Below are 15796 nucleotides of genomic sequence, written 5' to 3'. Positions count from 1 at the left end.
CGGGGACCCAGGTCTGGCACCCCTTCCCGGTCGTACGCTCACCCCCGTCGGACGACGGAGCGGGTGACGGCGAGAGGGCGGACCGTGAGCGGTGGCAGCGATTGGAGAGACCGGGTTCCGGGTCACATACCGCCGGGGCCGACCGGTGGCCGGGCCGGCGGGGACGGCTGGTTCTTTCCCCTGAGCCGTGGCTGGGCGGCCGGCGCCCTCGTGTACGTCGTCTCCGGGTTCCTGGTGACGCGGGCGCTCGTCGAGACGCTCGCCACCGACGAACGCCTCGAACAGTTCGGCTGGCGGCTCGCGCTGCTGCACCTGCCCGGAGTCCTCGTCACCGTGCTGACGGTCCTGGCGAGTGCCCGCGCACTCCCCGACCGGCAGCGCGGCTCACGCGTCCCGTACCTGCTCGGCACGCTCGCCGTCCCGGTCGCCGGACTCGCGTTCGGCTATGCGGTGACGTGGGACGTGGTGGGCGCCGAGGGGCTGCTGATGCCGGTGGTCGCGATGGTGACGGGCGCCGCGGTGGGGCTCGCACTGGACCGGCTGGTGGAGGGCCCCGACGACGGTCCCCCGTCCACGCCGAACGCGTACACACGCTCGTACGACTGGCGTGACAACGGGGCCACGGCCACCGAGTACCTCGGCGTCATCGTCCTGGTCGTCGCACTGATCGGCGCCCTCGCCATGGCCGGCATCGGAGGCCGCATCGGTGACCGCATCCGCTGCGCCATCACCTCGCTGACCGGGGGCGGCAGCGGGTGCACCACGGGCGGGGACGGCACGGCGAAGCCGAAGACCGACGCCGACTACGAACCGAAGCTCTGCCAGATCTCCAACATCTCCGACACCGCCGGCGGCAAGGTCAAGATCGGCTGGTTCGAATGGGGCGAGGAGTACGGATTCCAGCAGAAGGTCGCCCAGGCCTCGACGGACGTCAACGGGGACGGCAAGGTCGACGAGAACGACAAGCTCGTCTACATGACCTTCACCGACGCGGCCTCCGCGGGTGTCAACGCCAGCACTCCCGGGGTGAAGCTCGGCAGCCTGGGCAAGGCGGACGTCGACATCGGTGGCGGCATCAAGATCACCAACGGCGACACCTGGGTGTTCAGGAGCGAGGCCGACGCCCAGAAGATGCGGGACGACATCGAGGAAATGAAGATGTGGGAGACCTCGATGAAGCACAGCGGCGGCTACGGCGGCGGCTGGTACTCCGGCATGAAGTGGGCGGAGAAGAAGGAGGACATCGAGAAGAAGATCGGCGACAAGAAGATCTCCTACTCGACCATCGGCCTCAACGTCTACGCCGACGGCGGTCTCTCCTTCAAGCCGGGCGACGAGGACAAGCTGGGTGCCAAGCTCGGCGGGAAGGCCAAGTTCTCGCCGGACGTGACCATCACCAAGGACGACGTCAACGGCAACGAGTCCTACACCTACACCGCCAAGCTGGAGATCGAGGGCAAGGTCGGCGGCAACGCCGGCCCGCTCGGAGGCACGGGCGGCGCGAAGGACACCCACACGGGCGCCATCACCGTGACCCGCGACCAGAAGACCGGGAAGATCGTCCGGATCGACATGACGAAGACGGTCGAGAAGACCTCGACGTCCGACAAGGGCGAGGCCGGCGGGGACAACGGCCAGAAGGACAAGGACAAGCGCGGCGGCAAGGGCGGGATCACGGACTCCTCCGGCGACACCGGCATCGAGGTGCAGACGAACTCGATCGTCTTCGGCAAGGAGACCGACAAGGCGACGGAGGACAAGCGGGCCGTCGCCGAGCAGTGGCTGGACGGATCCGGCGACAACACCGCTCCTTTCGCGTACATGTTCGGCGACAACTCCCTGCAGAAGAAGCCGGACGGGACCGACCCCTTCGAGCAGATGATGTTCCAGGACGGCCTGTCCAGCACGCTCCAGTACCTCGGCGAGACCGACGCCCAGGAGTTCGGGTTCGAGGTCTCCCTGGGTATGAGCCTCGGGTTCTCCATCTCCGACGAGCACAAGAAGGAGTCACTGACGGACGCGCAGTTCCTCGGAGCTCCGCAGGGCGACAAGCGCGCCTACCTCCCGTACAGCTACTGCGCGCAGTGAACACGCGCGACCAAGGGGCGATGACGTTGACGAAGTCCAAGGCGCTCGGCACGGCTGTGACTGCCGCACTCGGCCTGACACTGCTCGGAGGATGCGGCGGCATGGACACCGCATCCGTCCCGGACGGCTGGGGAACGCTGGACACCGCGAGCGTGTCCGTCGGCTATCCGAAGGACCAGGGGTACGCGCCCCAGCCCGCCGCAGAGCGCAGCGAGGCCAACGCCGCGGTGGCGCTGAAGGAGGAGAAGGGGCTGCGCACCGGCATGGTCTCCGTCCAGCTGGACTTCGCCACCGGTGTCGACGACGCGGACGAGGCCGCCGCTGCGGCCGGCGCGGGAATCGGCCTGGGCACGACCCGCAAGGGAACCCGCGGCGTGCGCCTCGCGGGAGAGGAGAGCGCCCGTGAGGCCCGGCGGATCGACTACGAGTTCACCTCCTCGGGGGAGCAGCCGACCCCGGCGAAGGGGACCCGGATGACGGGGGTCGTGGTGGCCGGAGTCGACTCGAAGGACGTACCGTTCGCCATCCGGGTCAACGCGGTGAAGGGCGCCCTGAGCCCCGCCGACCTGGACGCGTTCGTCAAGTCCATCACGGTCAAGTAAACGCCTGCGGAGCCTCGTTCATGGACGTACTGCCCGGTGGCACGGCCACCTTCCTGCTGCTGTTCGGCCTGTTCCTGGGCGCGTTCGCGGTCCGTTCCGGCCTCCGGCTCGCCCGGGTGCTGAGACTGGTCCGCAGCGGCGAGCGCGCCGAGGGACGGTGCGCGCGGCGGCGCGTGATCGACCGGGGCCCGGACATGGAGAACCGCTACCGCACGGAGTACGTGTTCGCCTTCCGCGCCCCGGACGGCCGGGAGGTGGAGTTCACCGACCACGCCCCCGGCCCCTTCGGCTTCGAGGTCGGCGCGCCGGTCCGCGTCTCGTACGACCCCGCGGACCCGGCCCGGCGGGCGACGGTGGCGGGACCGGGCTCCTGGGGCCCGATACTCATGCCGACCGTGTTCGCCGTGGTGCTGGGACTGTTCTCGCTGGGGCTGCTCGCGGGGTTCGTCGCGATGCGGTTCTGAGGGGGCGGGGGGTACGGGTCGGGCGTACGGGGCGGGAGTGGCGTGGGTCGGGGGGCGTACAGGCCGGTTATCCACAGCCCTGTGCGACCTCGCCCCCTTCGTGGATCGTTGACCCATGAGCCGCACGGAAGCCTGGACCCCGCCGCACGCGCAGGAGACGCGCCCCCGGCGCCGTGACCGCGAGTTGCGGGAGCTGGACGCCCTGGCGTCCGGGGGCATCCTCCTCGTCTCGGAAGCGGTGGCGGCAGGATGGCCACCCCGGCTGCTGAACCGGCGCCTGCACGGGGGCGGCTGGCAGAGAGTCCATCAGGGCGCGTGGGCGGCACCCGGGCGACTGGTGGACTGGCTGACCCGCGCCTGGGTCGCGCAGAAGCTGCAGCCGCACCTGGTCTGCAGTCATCGGACCGCCGCCGCACTGCACCTCGTCGAACTTCTGGGGCGACCGTGCCCGGAGGCCCAGTTCACCGACCCACGCCCCGGCGTGTACCGCCGCCCGGGCGTCCGCGTGCACCACGCGGCAGTCGGGCCCTCCGATCGGACGGTGCGCCGGGGGCTGTGCACGACCACTCCGGCCCGCACGGTCGGCGACCTCATGAGGTGCCTCCCGCGCGACGAGGCCGTCCTCGCCGCCGACTCGGCGCTCAGCGCCCGTACGGTAGGCGGGGTCCGGCGCCCCCCACTGCTCGACACGGCCGCCCTTCGGGCCGAGTTGGCCACCCGCCGCGCGGGCGCCGCCCGCGCCCGTGCCTGGCTGCCCCTTCTCGATCCCCGGTCAGGCTCCCCCGCCGAAACCGTCGCACGCCTCCACCTGCACGACGCGGGCCTGCACCCCGTCACCCAGGCCATCCTCCGTACCCCGACGGGCCACCGTCTCCGTCCCGACTTCTTCTTCCCCTCCCAGGGTCTGGTGGTCGAGGTCGAGGGCTGCGCCTTCCACGGGTCGCGCGAGGCCCACACCTCCGACCTCCGGCGCTTCAACGCGCTGCAGAGCTGCCCTGAGGTCCGCCGCATCCTGCGGTTCACCGCCAACGAGGTCTTCCACCGCCCGGACCGCTTCATCGCCGAGGTCTGCGCCACCCTCGCCCTGGCCGGGCTTGAGAAGTGATCTGAGGGAGGGCGGGGCTACGGCCCTTCCCCGGAGCGAACTCAGGGCGTCGGGCGGAGGGGGAGGGAGAGGAAGGGGCGGCGGAAGGGGCGGACGCGGACGGAATCGGGCTGAAGCGTGCGGAGCGGCCCGGTGGGGCGCCGTACGACTCCGCCGCCTGCTGGAGCGTCTCGCACGCAAGCGCGCACAGCGGCAGCAACGGCAGGGTGGGCAGCAGGTACGTCGCCAGGGGAGAGCTGTGCTGTGGAACGGTATGTAGGGGCTTCGGCACTTCCCGGATAGCCCGGCTTGGAGCGCTTCGTCCGAACTCCCCTTGTTGGCTGCGGCAGCACCCACGACGTGACGCCTGCATGGTGGGGTGCTGGTCCCGAAGGACCGGGTGGAGGGTGCCGTCGCGGCGGCGAGCCGAGAGGTAGAGGTCGCGGCCTGCGATCCGGGGTGTCCAGGCCGCCGGGGCCGATCACCTGCTGTGGCCGGCGATCCGCCTCCGCATGCCCGGACGCGATCCCGGTTCCTCTCCTCGGGCACTGGGAACCGCTCGTACGGGTCCGGTGCCCGCCTCTTTCGCTGCGGGCACCGGACCCCGGGACTGAGCGTCGCTCTACGAGCCGTTGGTGCGCGGGAAGGAGACCTCCACCCGGCGGTTCTTCTTGCGGCCCTCTTCGGTGTCGTTGCTGGCGATCGGATACTGCTCGCCGTAGCCACGGATCTCGAACGTGACGCCGGTGATCCGCTGGACCAGGACCCCTTGCACCGCGTTCGCGCGCTGCTTGGACAGGACGTCTCCGTGCGCTGAGGAGCCGAGGTTGTCCGTGAACCCGAAGACACGCACCTTCGAGGCCTTCTGCGCTTGGATCTCGGCAGCGATGGCGTTGATCCGAGCCGTGGCCTCGCTGCTGAGCTTGGCGCTGTCCTTGCCGAACAGGACCTCGGCCTGGAGGGCGAAGGTGATGTCGGCGTTGGTGTCCTCGCGGCGTTCCTCGCCGCCCATGTCCTCGACGATGGACTTGATGTCGAGCACGCGCACGTCACCGAGCGTCGCCCCGTCACCGAGCATCAGGCCGGGTGAGTTCGCGTCGACCTCGACCGGCGGCGACGCACTGGGCACGGCGGTGGGGTTGTCATCCGCGGAGGCCGGGTTCGCGCCCCAGAGTGTGGAGGTACCGAGGACGACGGCTGCGGCAGCGACGAGGCCGACGCGAGATCGGAGGGCGCCACGCCCCACTGCTCGCGGTGGAGTGGATAGCTGCATGACGGTCTTCACCCCGAGATCTTGATCGTCGCGGTGGGCATGGTGGGAAGCTGGAAGTCGACTTCGGCCGTGCCTGCCGGCGGCGCGGGGAACTGCACGAAGAACGGGGACGTCGCACCGGGAGCGATGCCCGTCGTGAACTTCGTGCAGAGGCACCTTCCGTCTGTGTCGCGGAGCGCGAGGTACCGCTTCTTACCCGTCTGATCCACCAGCGAGGCGCCCGCGACGGAAGCTCCGTTGCCGACCATCTCCTGCTCGTTCCCCTGCCACCCTTGGGCCGCGAACTGCTGCTGCGATCCATTCTTCACACTGCCCTTGACCGTCACGAACCCGCCCGAGTCACGCTGGGCGGAGTTGATGATCAAGTCGATACCGTCAGGTCCGCTTACCTTGGCGAGCACCACTGACGGATCGGCGCTCTCCTCGGCATCCGGCGCCTCGGGCTTGTCCGAAGCCGCGGAGCTGGGCTGCTTCTGCCCGCCTTCAGGCTCTTCGCCCCCTCCATCGCCGCCACAGGCCGTCAGGACGACAGCCATGGCTGCGGAGGCAGCGACGATACCGGCCCCCCTGAAGCGAATGCGGGTCATGGCTGCACGCATCGGCGTGTTCCTCTCGGTGACGTTCACTACTTGTCGGCCAGGTGGACGGAGAACAGGTCTGCCAGGTCCGGCAGCAGGTCGAGGTGCTCAGGGTCGATACCGAAGTCTTCGTCATCGCAGACGACTTTGTAGGACTTCTGGGCGTCCGGCTCGTCCGTGTCGTCGTCCTCGCCAGGAGGACGCGGGCTCGGCGTGGGACGCAAATCCTCTTCAACCCGGCAGCGCGGCTCAATGACCGCTCGCGCGGTTGCCGTGGCCCTTTGCGACTCGGTACTGGCGATCACAGAGCTGCCGACCGTCCCATTGGTCTCCACCGTGACCGTGTAGGACGCTTCGGGCGAATAATCCCGATAGCAGGACGTCTTCCTGGCATCGTTCTCCGACGCCAGGCGAGCGGCCGCGGCGCACGACCCCGAACCGGCGGCGCGCCCGTCCAGCAGGTCGCGCCACTCGTCGAGGTCGAACACCCCGGGCCAGCTCCACTCGTCGCGCGCGTCCTGCGCCGCAGCGAGCGCAGCCGCGTCGGCCGCCGTCTGGGCCTCGTTCTTCTTCATCGAGGCCTGTCCGACGGCAAAGTAGGCGAACGCAAGGAAGAGCAGGCCCGCCACCACCGCGACATAGATGGGGAAGGCCTGCCCTGCCTCGCGTGTCCTGCCCGTGATCAGCCGCCCGTGATCTTGCCGATCTGCGTGGTGATCGCACCGGCGATCGCGTTGCCGAAGTTCGTCGTCATGAGCACTCCGATGATCGCCACGACCACCACGATGATGCCCAGGTACTCCACAGCGCCCTGCCCCCGGTCCGCCCGGGCCTTCATGCGCTCGACGGACGTGTTCGCCCAGACCTTGGCGTTGACGGAAGCCTTCAGCATCGGGTTGCTCATGATGTTCCCCTCCGGGTTCAGCCGGCCGGATGGTGTCGGCCGACGCGTAAGTTCCTGTGCTGCAGCCCCCGTTACCGGCTTCCTCCTGGCCGGTGCCGTTGGCGACATGAGAAACATACGGCCGGGGGCCATGTCCGGCGCAGGGTCCCAGGGCCCAAAGCCGGGCCCAAAGCCCCTCTTGGGCCCGTAGCCCCGCTCTCTGCGGTCTCGTGCGCGCGTCGACGTCCCGCAGCGTCCTCCCCCGTTCAGCCATGACGGCCTTCCCCCCTCGCCCCGGGTCCCGATCCCGGCGCCGTGCCGAGCCACCGGGCGATGGCCTCGCTGCGACTGCCGCTGTGCAGCTTGGTGAAGATCCTGTTGATGTGGTTCTTGACGGTCTTCTCACTGATGAAGCAGGTCGCGGCGATCTGGTGGTTGCTCATCCCTGACGCAATCAGTTCCATGACCTCCGCCTCCCTCGAACTCAGCTGGTACTGAGCTCTGTTGGGGCCCACGTGCCGACCCTGCACTCCATCTGACGACGACTGTCCCACAACAGGTTGCAGATGCGAAAGGTTTTCAGGATGCAGGGCTTTCCCCGCCCCGGACGGTCCCGGGCCGGCGGGTCCGTCCGGGGCTCTCGTCTCCGACAGGACGGGGCCGCCCGACGCCACGTGCGGCGGACCGGCCGCCAGTGCGCTCCCCAGCCCATCGGGAAGCTGCCCCCGCCCTTGGCCGTCCCCTTGGCGCATATGGGCGAGGAGGGCATTGGCGGCCGTAGCGGTGAAGTGGGCGCGCCCGCTCTTCGTGTCGCGCACGGCCTGCACCAACTGGTCGGCTGTGAACTCTCCATGGACCAGATATCCCCCGGCGCCCAGGCGCAGGGCCTCATGCACGATGTCGCTCTCACGGCTGTAGGTCAGCATCATCACGGGTGCAACCCGCACCAGGTGAGGCAGTGCGGAGATTCCGTCCACACCGGGCATCCTGACATCGAGCAGGACCACGTCGGGCCGATGACGCACCGCGGCGTCGTACGCCTCACGGCCGTCCTCGGCCTCGGCCACGACCTCGATGTCCACACGGCCGCTGAGCAGTACTCCGAGCCCCGCCCTGACGACGGGGTTGTCGTCGGCGACCACGACTCGCAGCGGGCCGACTCGGGCCGACTCCGAACTGCTGGGGAATGGGGGGAGCTCGTCTGGTGCCGTGGACTGACGGGGGGCCGGGAATCCGGGGGACGGGTCCGTGCTGTCGGGGCTGCTGTGCGGGGATGTGTGCTGGGAGGCATGGTTCTGCGCCACCCGGTTCTGTCCCGGAGCGCAGGAGATGTCGTCCGGCATTCTGCGACCTCCTCTCGTGTGGTGGGGGCGGTTGGCGTCACGCGTACTCGCGGTGCGGTTCAGTTCAACTGGGGCGCGAAGCCGGGATGGAGTGCGGCCGTGGGCAGTTCCAGGCGCACCTCGGTGCCTTTGGCCGCCCGGCCCTTTCCGATGCGTATGCGGGCGCCGATCGAGGCGGCCCGCTCGACCATGCCCACAAGTCCGAAGTGTCCGGCGCGCTTCAAGTCGTCGAGCGTCGTACCGGCGGGAAGCCCTTCGCCGTCGTCGTACACACTGACTCGCAGGACATCGCCCTTGATGCCTGCGAGGACCACGAGGTAGGTGGGATGGGCGTGCCTGTGGGCGTTCTCCATCGCCTCCGACGCGACGGTGAGCAGTTGCCGGGCGACCACCTGGGGAACCATGGGCACCGGAGCTTCCCCGAGCGTGCGGAACACGGTAGTGGTGCCGTTGCGCCGCATGAAGTCAGCCGCACGCGCGCGCAGTTCGGTGATGATGTCGATGCCCCCGTCGAGGCCCGACTCCCGGCGCAGATCGGAGAGCAGTTCCCGGGACTCCGCCGCGGCCCGGCGGGCGGAGCGTGCCACCAGTTCGGCCTGATGCTTGACGGTGACCGGATCCAACCGGTCGGCGGAGTGGGCGAGACCATCGGCCGCCAGAGCCAGGCCATGGAGGGTCTTGGCCACTGAGTCGTGCATCTCGCGGGCCAGCCGGGCGCGTTCCTCCTCCACGGCGACGCTGACCGCAAGCCTCGCCCTTGTCTCGGTGAGTGCGTGACTCGCCGAACCGACGCGGAGCATCAGATTGCGCAGAGCCACGCCCACGGCGCCCGCGAGAATGCAGAATCCGGGCAGCAGGAGGGCGCTGGACAGTCCTGTCTGGAGCCTGCCCTCGGCGCCGTAGGCAGCAGCGAGGATCAGCCCTTGCAGGACGGCGAACACGCCCGCCGCACGCCATCCGTAGAGCAGTCCGGCCAGCAGTGGGGTGCAGACGACCGCATATCCGAGGGTTGACTCCGGGGTCGCTGTGAAAAGGAGCAGGGCGCCGAAGAGCGTATCCGCGCCGAGCAGCAGGGGGTGTCGCACAAGGAGCGGCCCGAAGCGTTCCCAGTCCCGGTACAGGGCGTACGAACCGACGATCGTCACGAGTACGGCCGAGGCGACCAGCCATCCGGCCGGCCCGGGTGCGCTGTTGTCGAGTGCTTGCGGAGTACCGATGGCGATCGTGGCCAGCCGGAAGAGGAACACCTGGCGTGCAAGGGCCGACAGTGCGTTGACCTGGATGGAGACCGTGGGCGCCGGCCCTGCCGGAGTGGACAGTGTGGCGTTCGAGGGCTCCTCGAAACGGCCCGGCTGCAGGAAGATCGTCATCGGCGGCCGCTCACTCCCCCGTGAGGGATCCGAGATTGGTGTCGGACCCGAGCAGCATGGCGGCACCCATGAGAATCATGGTTGCCGGAATCATGAAGGTGGTGACCATCAGCGTGGCCTTGGGAACGGCCTTGGCCGCCTTGCGCCGTGCGTTCTGTGCGTCGGTCCGCCGCATGTCGTTGGCGATGGCGATGAGCGTGTCGACGATCGGCGCGCCGAGTTCTTCTCCCTGCTGCAGGGCGGTGACGAACATGGCGACCTGTTCGGAATCGTTGCGCTTGCGCAGTTCGTCGAACGCCTGCCGCCGGCTCACACCCATGTCCATCTGGCGCAGCGTGATACGCAGCTCGTCGGACCAGGGGCCCTGGTACTTCTCGGCCACGCGGTCGAGTGCCTGACGGAACCCGAGACCGGCGGAGACGACGACGGCGAGTACGTCGAGGAAGTCGGGGAGCGTACGGTCGATGTCGTCCCGCCGTTTGCGCACCGCCGCCCAGATGCCGACCTCACCCCAGAACAGGCCGAAGGCGATCATGAACAGTGCCATGAAGATCTTGCCGCTGCTCAGCATGGCGAAGGCCGCGAAGCCGCCGAGGGCACTGTAGACCGCGCGGCGGGCGGCGTACCTGTCGATGGTCAGACCACCGGGATTACCCGCCATATCGATCTTGCGGCGCTTCTCGTTGACGTTCTTGGGCCCCATCAGGCGCAGCACCAGGGGCGCCCAGCGCATGCCGAGCCGGTCGATGCCGGAGCCCACCGCGGTGGTGCGGGTGGATCCCACTTCCAGGGCGAGGGCCAGGTCGCCGGGGAGTGTCGCCTCGGCCCGGTACATCCGTATGCCCTTGAAGATGCCGAGCACGCTGAGGCCTACGACGAGTGCGAGCAGTAGTTCCATATCCGTCCCCCTCCTCAGATATCGATCTTGGAAATGCGACGGATGGCGACGAAACCGAGGGCGTACAGGCCGAGGGACACGATCACCGCGATCTGGCCCGCGACGGAACCGGTCATCCGGTCGAGCGCTCCGGGCAGGATCGAGTTCACGAGGAGCATCGCGCCGATGCCGATGGCCGGGACCGCGTAGGCCGTGGTGTTGACCTGCGAGAGCTGGGTCCGGACTTCGCGCCTGGTCTCCTTGCGCTCCTCCAGGGTGACGGTGAGGTTGCGCAGCGAGGAGACCACCTGCCCCCCGGCCCGGTTGGAGAGGATCAGGGTCGAGACGAGTACGACCAGCTCACGCGAGGGCAGACGCTCGGCGAGTTCGTCGAGCGCGTCGTCGAGGGTGCGGCCGACGGCGAGCTGGTCGGCGACGACTCGGAGTTCGGCACCCGCGGGCGCCTCCAGCTCGTCCGCGGCCATCGCGATGGATGTACGCAGGGACAGACCAGCCTGCGTCGCGTTCGCCAGAACCCGTGAGATCTCAGGCAGCTGGCCGATGAAGGCTTCGGTGCGCTTCGTGCGGTGCCAGTTGAGGAAGGTGTTGGCGCTCCAGACACCCGCGATCGCAGCCAGCGGCCCGAAGAAGGAGGCCAGGACGGAGGCGGCGATGAGCCACAGACCGGCGATGGAGCACAGGACGTAGAAGAAGTACTCGCCGGGTGTGATGTCGAGTCCGGTCGCGGCCAGCTTCAGCTCGATCCTCTTGCCGAGCTTCGTCCTGCGCAGCCGTCGGTCGAGTCCTCGGAACCGGCGCTGTGGTCCGAGGTCGATCTGACCGGTTGAGGAGAGGCGGTCCACGAGCGCTTCGCGCTGGGCCCTGCCCGAGCTCCAGGCATGCTGCCCCATGACTCCGAGGACGCAGCCCAGCAGTGTGACACCGATGGTGAGCGGTACGAGGTTGTCCATGTCGGGGTACCTACCTGGCCTCTCGGGTGGCGAGATACTCGTCTGAGGGGGCGACCCCGAAGGCCTGGGGAATCGGCTGTCCGGCCATGTAGAGCCGGTCTGCGATACGGCGTGGGAGCGCGAGCGCCTGGAAATCGCCGTGGATCACCCCGTCGGTGTCCATCGGCCGCGCGTTGAACCGTGCCACAGTGACGATCTTGTACGGGTCGCGCCCGTGTGAGTCGAGCACCGCGATCTCAGTGATCTTCCTGGTGCCGTCGGCATGCCGGGTGAGCTGGACGATGACGTCGACCGCACTGTTGATCTGGTCGTGGAGTGCCTCGAAGGGGATCTTGATCTCGGACATCGAGGCGAGGGTCTGCAGGCGCATCAGCGCGTCCTCCGCACTGTTGGCGTGCACGGTGGCCAGCGAGCCGTCGTGACCGGTCGACATCGCCTGGAGCATGTCGAGGGATTCCCCGCCTCGGACCTCACCGACGACGATGCGGTCGGGGCGCATGCGCAGCGAGTTCCGGACCAGATCCCTGATGGTGACCTGTCCCTTGCCCTCCACGTTCGCAGGGCGGGTCTCGAGCCTGATCACATGGTTCTGCTGGAGCTGCAGTTCGGCCGAGTCCTCGATGGTCACGATGCGCTCACCGTCGGGGATGAGCCCGGAGAGCGCGTTGAGCAGGGTGGTCTTGCCCGTACCCGTCGCCCCGGACACGATCACGTTCAACTTGGCCTGCACGAGACCGGCCAGCAGAAGCAGCATCTGCTCGTCCAGCGAACCGAAGCCGATCATTTCCCGGAGCGAGAAGGATCTGGGGAATCGGCGAATGGTGAGCGTCGCACCCGTCAATGAGAGCGGCGGGATGATCACGTTGACGCGCTCGCCGCTCGGCAGCCGCGCGTCGACCATCGGATTGGCCTCGTCCACACGCCGGTTGACCGTGGAGACGATGCGCTCGATCGTCTGCATGAGCTGCTCGTGGCTGGCGAAGCGCATCGGCAGTTGCTCGACCCTGCCCGCTCGCTCCACGAAGATCTGGTCCGGCCCGTTGACCATGATCTCGGTGATGGAGGCATCCTCCAGAAGTGGTTCGAGTACGCCGAGTCCCAGTGCCTCGTCCACCACGCGACGGATGAGCTGGGAACGTTCGACCGTGGAGAGGACGGGTCCTTCACGGCTGATGATGTGGCCGAGAACCCGCTCCAGCCGGGCCCGCCGGTCGGCGGCTGCCAGCGAGGACATCTCCGCGAGGTCTATCTCCTCGAGGAGTTTCGCGCGGTAGGTGGCGACCAGGTGGCCGTCCTCCCGTCCCCCTCCGCGCTCCTCGGGGGCGGTGATGCGTGCCCGCAGACTCATGGGTGGTACTCCTCGGATGAAAGGGCCGCGCTCAGTCGCGCGGCATGGTGGCGGACTTCTCCACGGTCCGGTCGCCCAGCAGACCGAGGAGCACGTCCGGGATGTCGACCGTGACCTTCACCGTCACGGTGTCGCCTCCCGTAGCCGGGGAGACGCGGGCCCGGTCCGCCACCCAGCCGGTCATGGACTCCCTGCCGACCCGCTCGTACGACCCGTGGGTGCCGGATTGCGACGCCGTACGCGCGGCCGCTCTCGCCCCGGTGCCCGCCTGCTGTGCCGTGTAGGCGATCAGCCCCAGCTGGATGCCCGCCAGTCCGATGATGATGAGGACCGGGAGAAAACCCAGGTACTCGATGGCCGTCGAACCCCGGTCCGGGCCGGGGGCTGCACCTGACGCCCGCGACGTCCGTATCCACGCCATGACGGGTCACTTCCCTTCTGCGGCCGCGCCGGCCTCGGCCTTGACGGGAATGGGGAGGCTGGCGAATCCCGGGAAGAGGACCGGGGCCTTCAGGGTGACGCTGACCTTGACCATGTCGCGCCCGGATGTGCCGCAGTCATCAATCCGGGCGGGCCCGTCCCACGCGTCAGGCAGCCGCTCGTGGACGGCGGCCCGGCACCGGCTCTGCCGGTCCCAGGCCCCCGCCGCTACGGCCTTGCGCACCCCTTGGTCCGCAGCACCGCTCGCCAGGACGAAGGTGTAGCCGACGAGTACCGCCTGCCAGAGCAGAACCAGAGTGATCAGGATGATCGGCACCATTCCGGTGAATTCGACGATCAGCTGCCCCCGGTCGTCCCTGAACCGTGCCCGTGCCGTGCCCATCGCTGCCGCGATCCCGGTCCTCATCGTTGTCAGCCTCCCCCGCCCGCCGAACCGCCCCTGCGCCGACGGCCACCGATCGAACCTCTGTCGCCGCGCAGCACGCTGCCACGCGGTTCCGTCCCGGGGGAAGCCTTCACGAGTCCGAGCTCCCCTGCCAGGGCCCACAGGGCCTGTTTCACCGTGGAGCGTGCGTCCAGTTCGTGCATCCGCCCGGAATCGACGGCCCCCTGCAGTTCCTTGAAGTTCGCCGGCACCGCCGTGGCCGCCATCCGCGTGCCGGTGATTCGCTGGATGAGCGGTGGCTGGATCTCCGTACTGCGGTTGAAACGGTTGACGAGCGTGACCGTCTCCTCCGCCTTGCGGATCTGGAGCCTGTCCCACATCCGCACGATGCGCTTCGCACCCCTCACCGCGACCACATCGGGTGTCGTCACGAGCACCGCGATGTCGGCCATCTCGATGGCGGCGGCATTGGCACCGCTCATCTGGCTGCCGCAGTCGATCACGACGATCCCGTAGCGCGACCGCAGGGCGCTCACGATCTGTCGGGCGGACCGGTCACTGACCTCCTCCCCCCGCTCCCCCTCGCCAGGCGCCAGCAGCAGTGCGAGCCCCGTCGAATGGGAGAACACCGCGTCGGACAGGACCCGGGGCGAGATGTCGGAGATGGCGGCCAGATCGACGACGGATCGCCGGAACTGCACATCCAGGTACGAGGCGATGTCTCCCGTCTGGAGGTCCAGGTCGACGAGCGCGGCACTCTGCCCCGACGCCTGCGCCGCCAGAGCGAGCTGGACGGCTGTCACAGTGGTACCGACACCACCCTTGGCGCCGGTCACCGTGACGACGGTGCCGCCCGGGCCGGTGAAGACGTCACCGCCCGCACCCAGGTGCCGCCGCACCCCGGTGGACCACTGTCCGGCCGCCTGGACCCGGTTGGCGAGTTCCTCGTAGCTCAGCGGCAGGGTGACCAGACCCCGGGCCCCGGCGTCCATGGCGGCCTGGAACAGTCCCTGGCTGGCATCCGCGGTGATCAGGACGACCCCCACCGAGGGAAAGCGCAGCGACACCTCCCGGATCAGTTCCAGGGCCGGGACCGGGCCGATCCGCTCGTGGACCAGCACCACCTCCGGAAGCTCCTCGATGGACTCCCCGGCCAGCCTGGCCAGGGTGTCGATGAGCTGCGTCGAGTCGCCGACGGGAGACGCCGGCTCAGCATCGGGGAGCTGGCTGAGCAGAGTGGTCACGGACCTTGCCGCGTCGGCGTCACCGACGGCAGGGAGGATCCTTGCGGTCATTCGATCCTCACTTGTCCTTGTCGAGCGTGTACGTGCGGTCACCCGGGCGGATCGTGCCGTCGCTGCCGGGAGCGATCAGAGCGAGGCGCACGTGCTGGGCGAAGGATTCCGCGTAGGCCACGCGCTGGGTGTCGAGGGTGTTCAGGGCGAAGGTGATCGGCACGACCTCCGACGCCTGGTTCCTGTCGTCGTCGCGTGGTTCGAGAGCGGTCAGCTGACCGACGTCCAGCACCTTCGCATTGGAGACGATCACCTTGGACTGGGACACCTCGCCGTCCCGTTCGCCGGCGAAGGTGGCGTAGATGTTCACCTTGTCGTTCGCCCGGATCTTCCCGGCGACTCCGGTCGCGGCATCGATCATGATCGCGATCTCCTGCTCACCGGGCCGCAGCTCGGGGCTCTTGACCATCATGTCGGACTGCATCAGGGAACCCTTGCGGAGCTGCGTCACAGCGATCTTGCCGTCGATCTCGGAGAGATCCGTGACGGCGTTGTCCGAGAGCCAGCGCTTGGGCATGGACACCTTCTCGAACTGCCGCGACGTAAGCGCCGTATACGGTGCCACGTCGCTCTTCAGCCGGTAGGCGTCGACCTCCGGCCCGACCTTCGAGTTGACGTCGCTGATCACCGAGAGCACACCGGCGAAGGCGCCGAAGGCGCACAGGATCGACAGGAGCAGGAGTATCACGCCGCGGCGCTGGCGGGAGTTCATGGGCCGGACAACCTCGTTCGAATCGGATGCGTGGAGCAGCGGACAGAGAGATGCGCGGTGTCTGCGGATCGGGCTGCGGGCG

Annotated in this window: 17 protein-coding genes; 4 read left to right on the top strand and 13 right to left on the bottom strand. The window is 68.7% G+C overall.

What is annotated here, in order from left to right; all coding sequences use genetic code 11:
- The first annotated feature begins 84 nt into the window (after nt 1-84).
- The 4 genes from ACFYY2_RS07230 (at nt 85) to ACFYY2_RS07215 (ending at nt 4259) form a co-directional block, all read left to right on the top strand.
- Nucleotides 85-2088: a hypothetical protein gene (locus tag ACFYY2_RS07230; RefSeq protein WP_388738111.1), complete on the top strand. Its 2004-nt coding sequence runs from the start codon at nt 85-87 to the stop codon at nt 2086-2088.
- 20 nt (nt 2089-2108) lie between these two features.
- A complete protein-coding gene (locus ACFYY2_RS07225; RefSeq protein ID WP_388738108.1) occupies nt 2109-2690 on the top strand; it encodes a hypothetical protein in 582 nt (193 codons plus the stop codon).
- 20 nt (nt 2691-2710) lie between these two features.
- Nucleotides 2711-3154, top strand: a complete 444-nt coding sequence (locus tag ACFYY2_RS07220) for a DUF3592 domain-containing protein (protein ID WP_388738106.1) — start codon at nt 2711-2713, stop codon at nt 3152-3154.
- Nucleotides 3155-3269: 115 nt separating this feature from the next.
- Nucleotides 3270-4259, top strand: coding sequence for a hypothetical protein (locus ACFYY2_RS07215; RefSeq protein WP_388738104.1), 990 nt, complete (start codon nt 3270-3272; stop codon nt 4257-4259).
- Nucleotides 4260-4860: 601 nt separating this feature from the next.
- Here the strand turns inward: ACFYY2_RS07215 and ACFYY2_RS07210 are convergent.
- The 13 genes from ACFYY2_RS07210 to cpaB all read right to left on the bottom strand — a co-directional run bounded on the left by ACFYY2_RS07210 (nt 4861) and on the right by cpaB (nt 15714).
- Entirely contained in the window at nt 4861-5511 is a 651-nt protein-coding gene (locus ACFYY2_RS07210) for an OmpA family protein (RefSeq protein ID WP_388738102.1), read from the bottom strand.
- Between the two features lie 8 nt (nt 5512-5519).
- On the bottom strand, nt 5520-6110 hold the full coding sequence (locus ACFYY2_RS07205; RefSeq protein WP_388738101.1) for a hypothetical protein: 591 nt from the start codon (nt 6108-6110) through the stop codon (nt 5520-5522).
- A 26-nt stretch (nt 6111-6136) separates the two neighbouring features.
- Nucleotides 6137-6772, bottom strand: a complete 636-nt coding sequence (locus ACFYY2_RS07200; protein ID WP_388738626.1) for a pilus assembly protein TadG-related protein — start codon at nt 6770-6772, stop codon at nt 6137-6139.
- Nucleotides 6772-6993: a hypothetical protein gene (locus ACFYY2_RS07195; RefSeq protein ID WP_388738098.1), complete on the bottom strand. Its 222-nt coding sequence runs from the start codon at nt 6991-6993 to the stop codon at nt 6772-6774. Before ACFYY2_RS07195 ends, ACFYY2_RS07200 begins: the two co-directional genes overlap by 1 nt.
- Nucleotides 6994-7238: 245 nt before the next feature.
- On the bottom strand, nt 7239-8315 hold the full coding sequence (locus ACFYY2_RS07190; protein ID WP_388738096.1) for a response regulator: 1077 nt from the start codon (nt 8313-8315) through the stop codon (nt 7239-7241).
- Between the two features lie 59 nt (nt 8316-8374).
- Nucleotides 8375-9685: a sensor histidine kinase gene (locus ACFYY2_RS07185; RefSeq protein WP_388738094.1), complete on the bottom strand. Its 1311-nt coding sequence runs from the start codon at nt 9683-9685 to the stop codon at nt 8375-8377.
- 10 nt (nt 9686-9695) lie between these two features.
- Entirely contained in the window at nt 9696-10583 is an 888-nt protein-coding gene (locus ACFYY2_RS07180; protein WP_388738091.1) for a DUF5936 domain-containing protein, read from the bottom strand.
- Between the two features lie 14 nt (nt 10584-10597).
- Nucleotides 10598-11533, bottom strand: coding sequence for a type II secretion system F family protein (locus tag ACFYY2_RS07175; RefSeq protein WP_388738089.1), 936 nt, complete (start codon nt 11531-11533; stop codon nt 10598-10600).
- Between the two features lie 10 nt (nt 11534-11543).
- Entirely contained in the window at nt 11544-12881 is a 1338-nt protein-coding gene (locus ACFYY2_RS07170) for a CpaF family protein (RefSeq protein WP_388738086.1), read from the bottom strand.
- A gap of 31 nt (nt 12882-12912) precedes the next feature.
- On the bottom strand, nt 12913-13302 hold the full coding sequence (locus ACFYY2_RS07165; protein WP_388738084.1) for a TadE/TadG family type IV pilus assembly protein: 390 nt from the start codon (nt 13300-13302) through the stop codon (nt 12913-12915).
- 6 nt (nt 13303-13308) lie between these two features.
- The gene (locus ACFYY2_RS07160) at nt 13309-13728 is read right to left on the bottom strand and encodes a pilus assembly protein (protein WP_388738081.1); all 420 of its coding nucleotides are present in this window, start codon (nt 13726-13728) and stop codon (nt 13309-13311) included.
- Nucleotides 13729-13733: 5 nt separating this feature from the next.
- Nucleotides 13734-15002, bottom strand: a complete 1269-nt coding sequence (locus ACFYY2_RS07155; RefSeq protein WP_388738078.1) for a CpaE family protein — start codon at nt 15000-15002, stop codon at nt 13734-13736.
- A gap of 7 nt (nt 15003-15009) precedes the next feature.
- Nucleotides 15010-15714, bottom strand: coding sequence for a Flp pilus assembly protein CpaB (gene cpaB / locus ACFYY2_RS07150; RefSeq protein WP_388738075.1), 705 nt, complete (start codon nt 15712-15714; stop codon nt 15010-15012).
- Nucleotides 15715-15796: the final 82 nt, after the last annotated feature.

Origin of the sequence: Streptomyces sp. NPDC001822, from assembly GCF_042892135.1 — a bacterium.
In the GTDB taxonomy this organism is placed as follows: domain Bacteria; phylum Actinomycetota; class Actinomycetes; order Streptomycetales; family Streptomycetaceae; genus Streptomyces.
The sequence above is the reverse complement of the archived record's forward strand: the minus strand, read 5'-3'. Positions and strand labels throughout refer to the sequence as shown.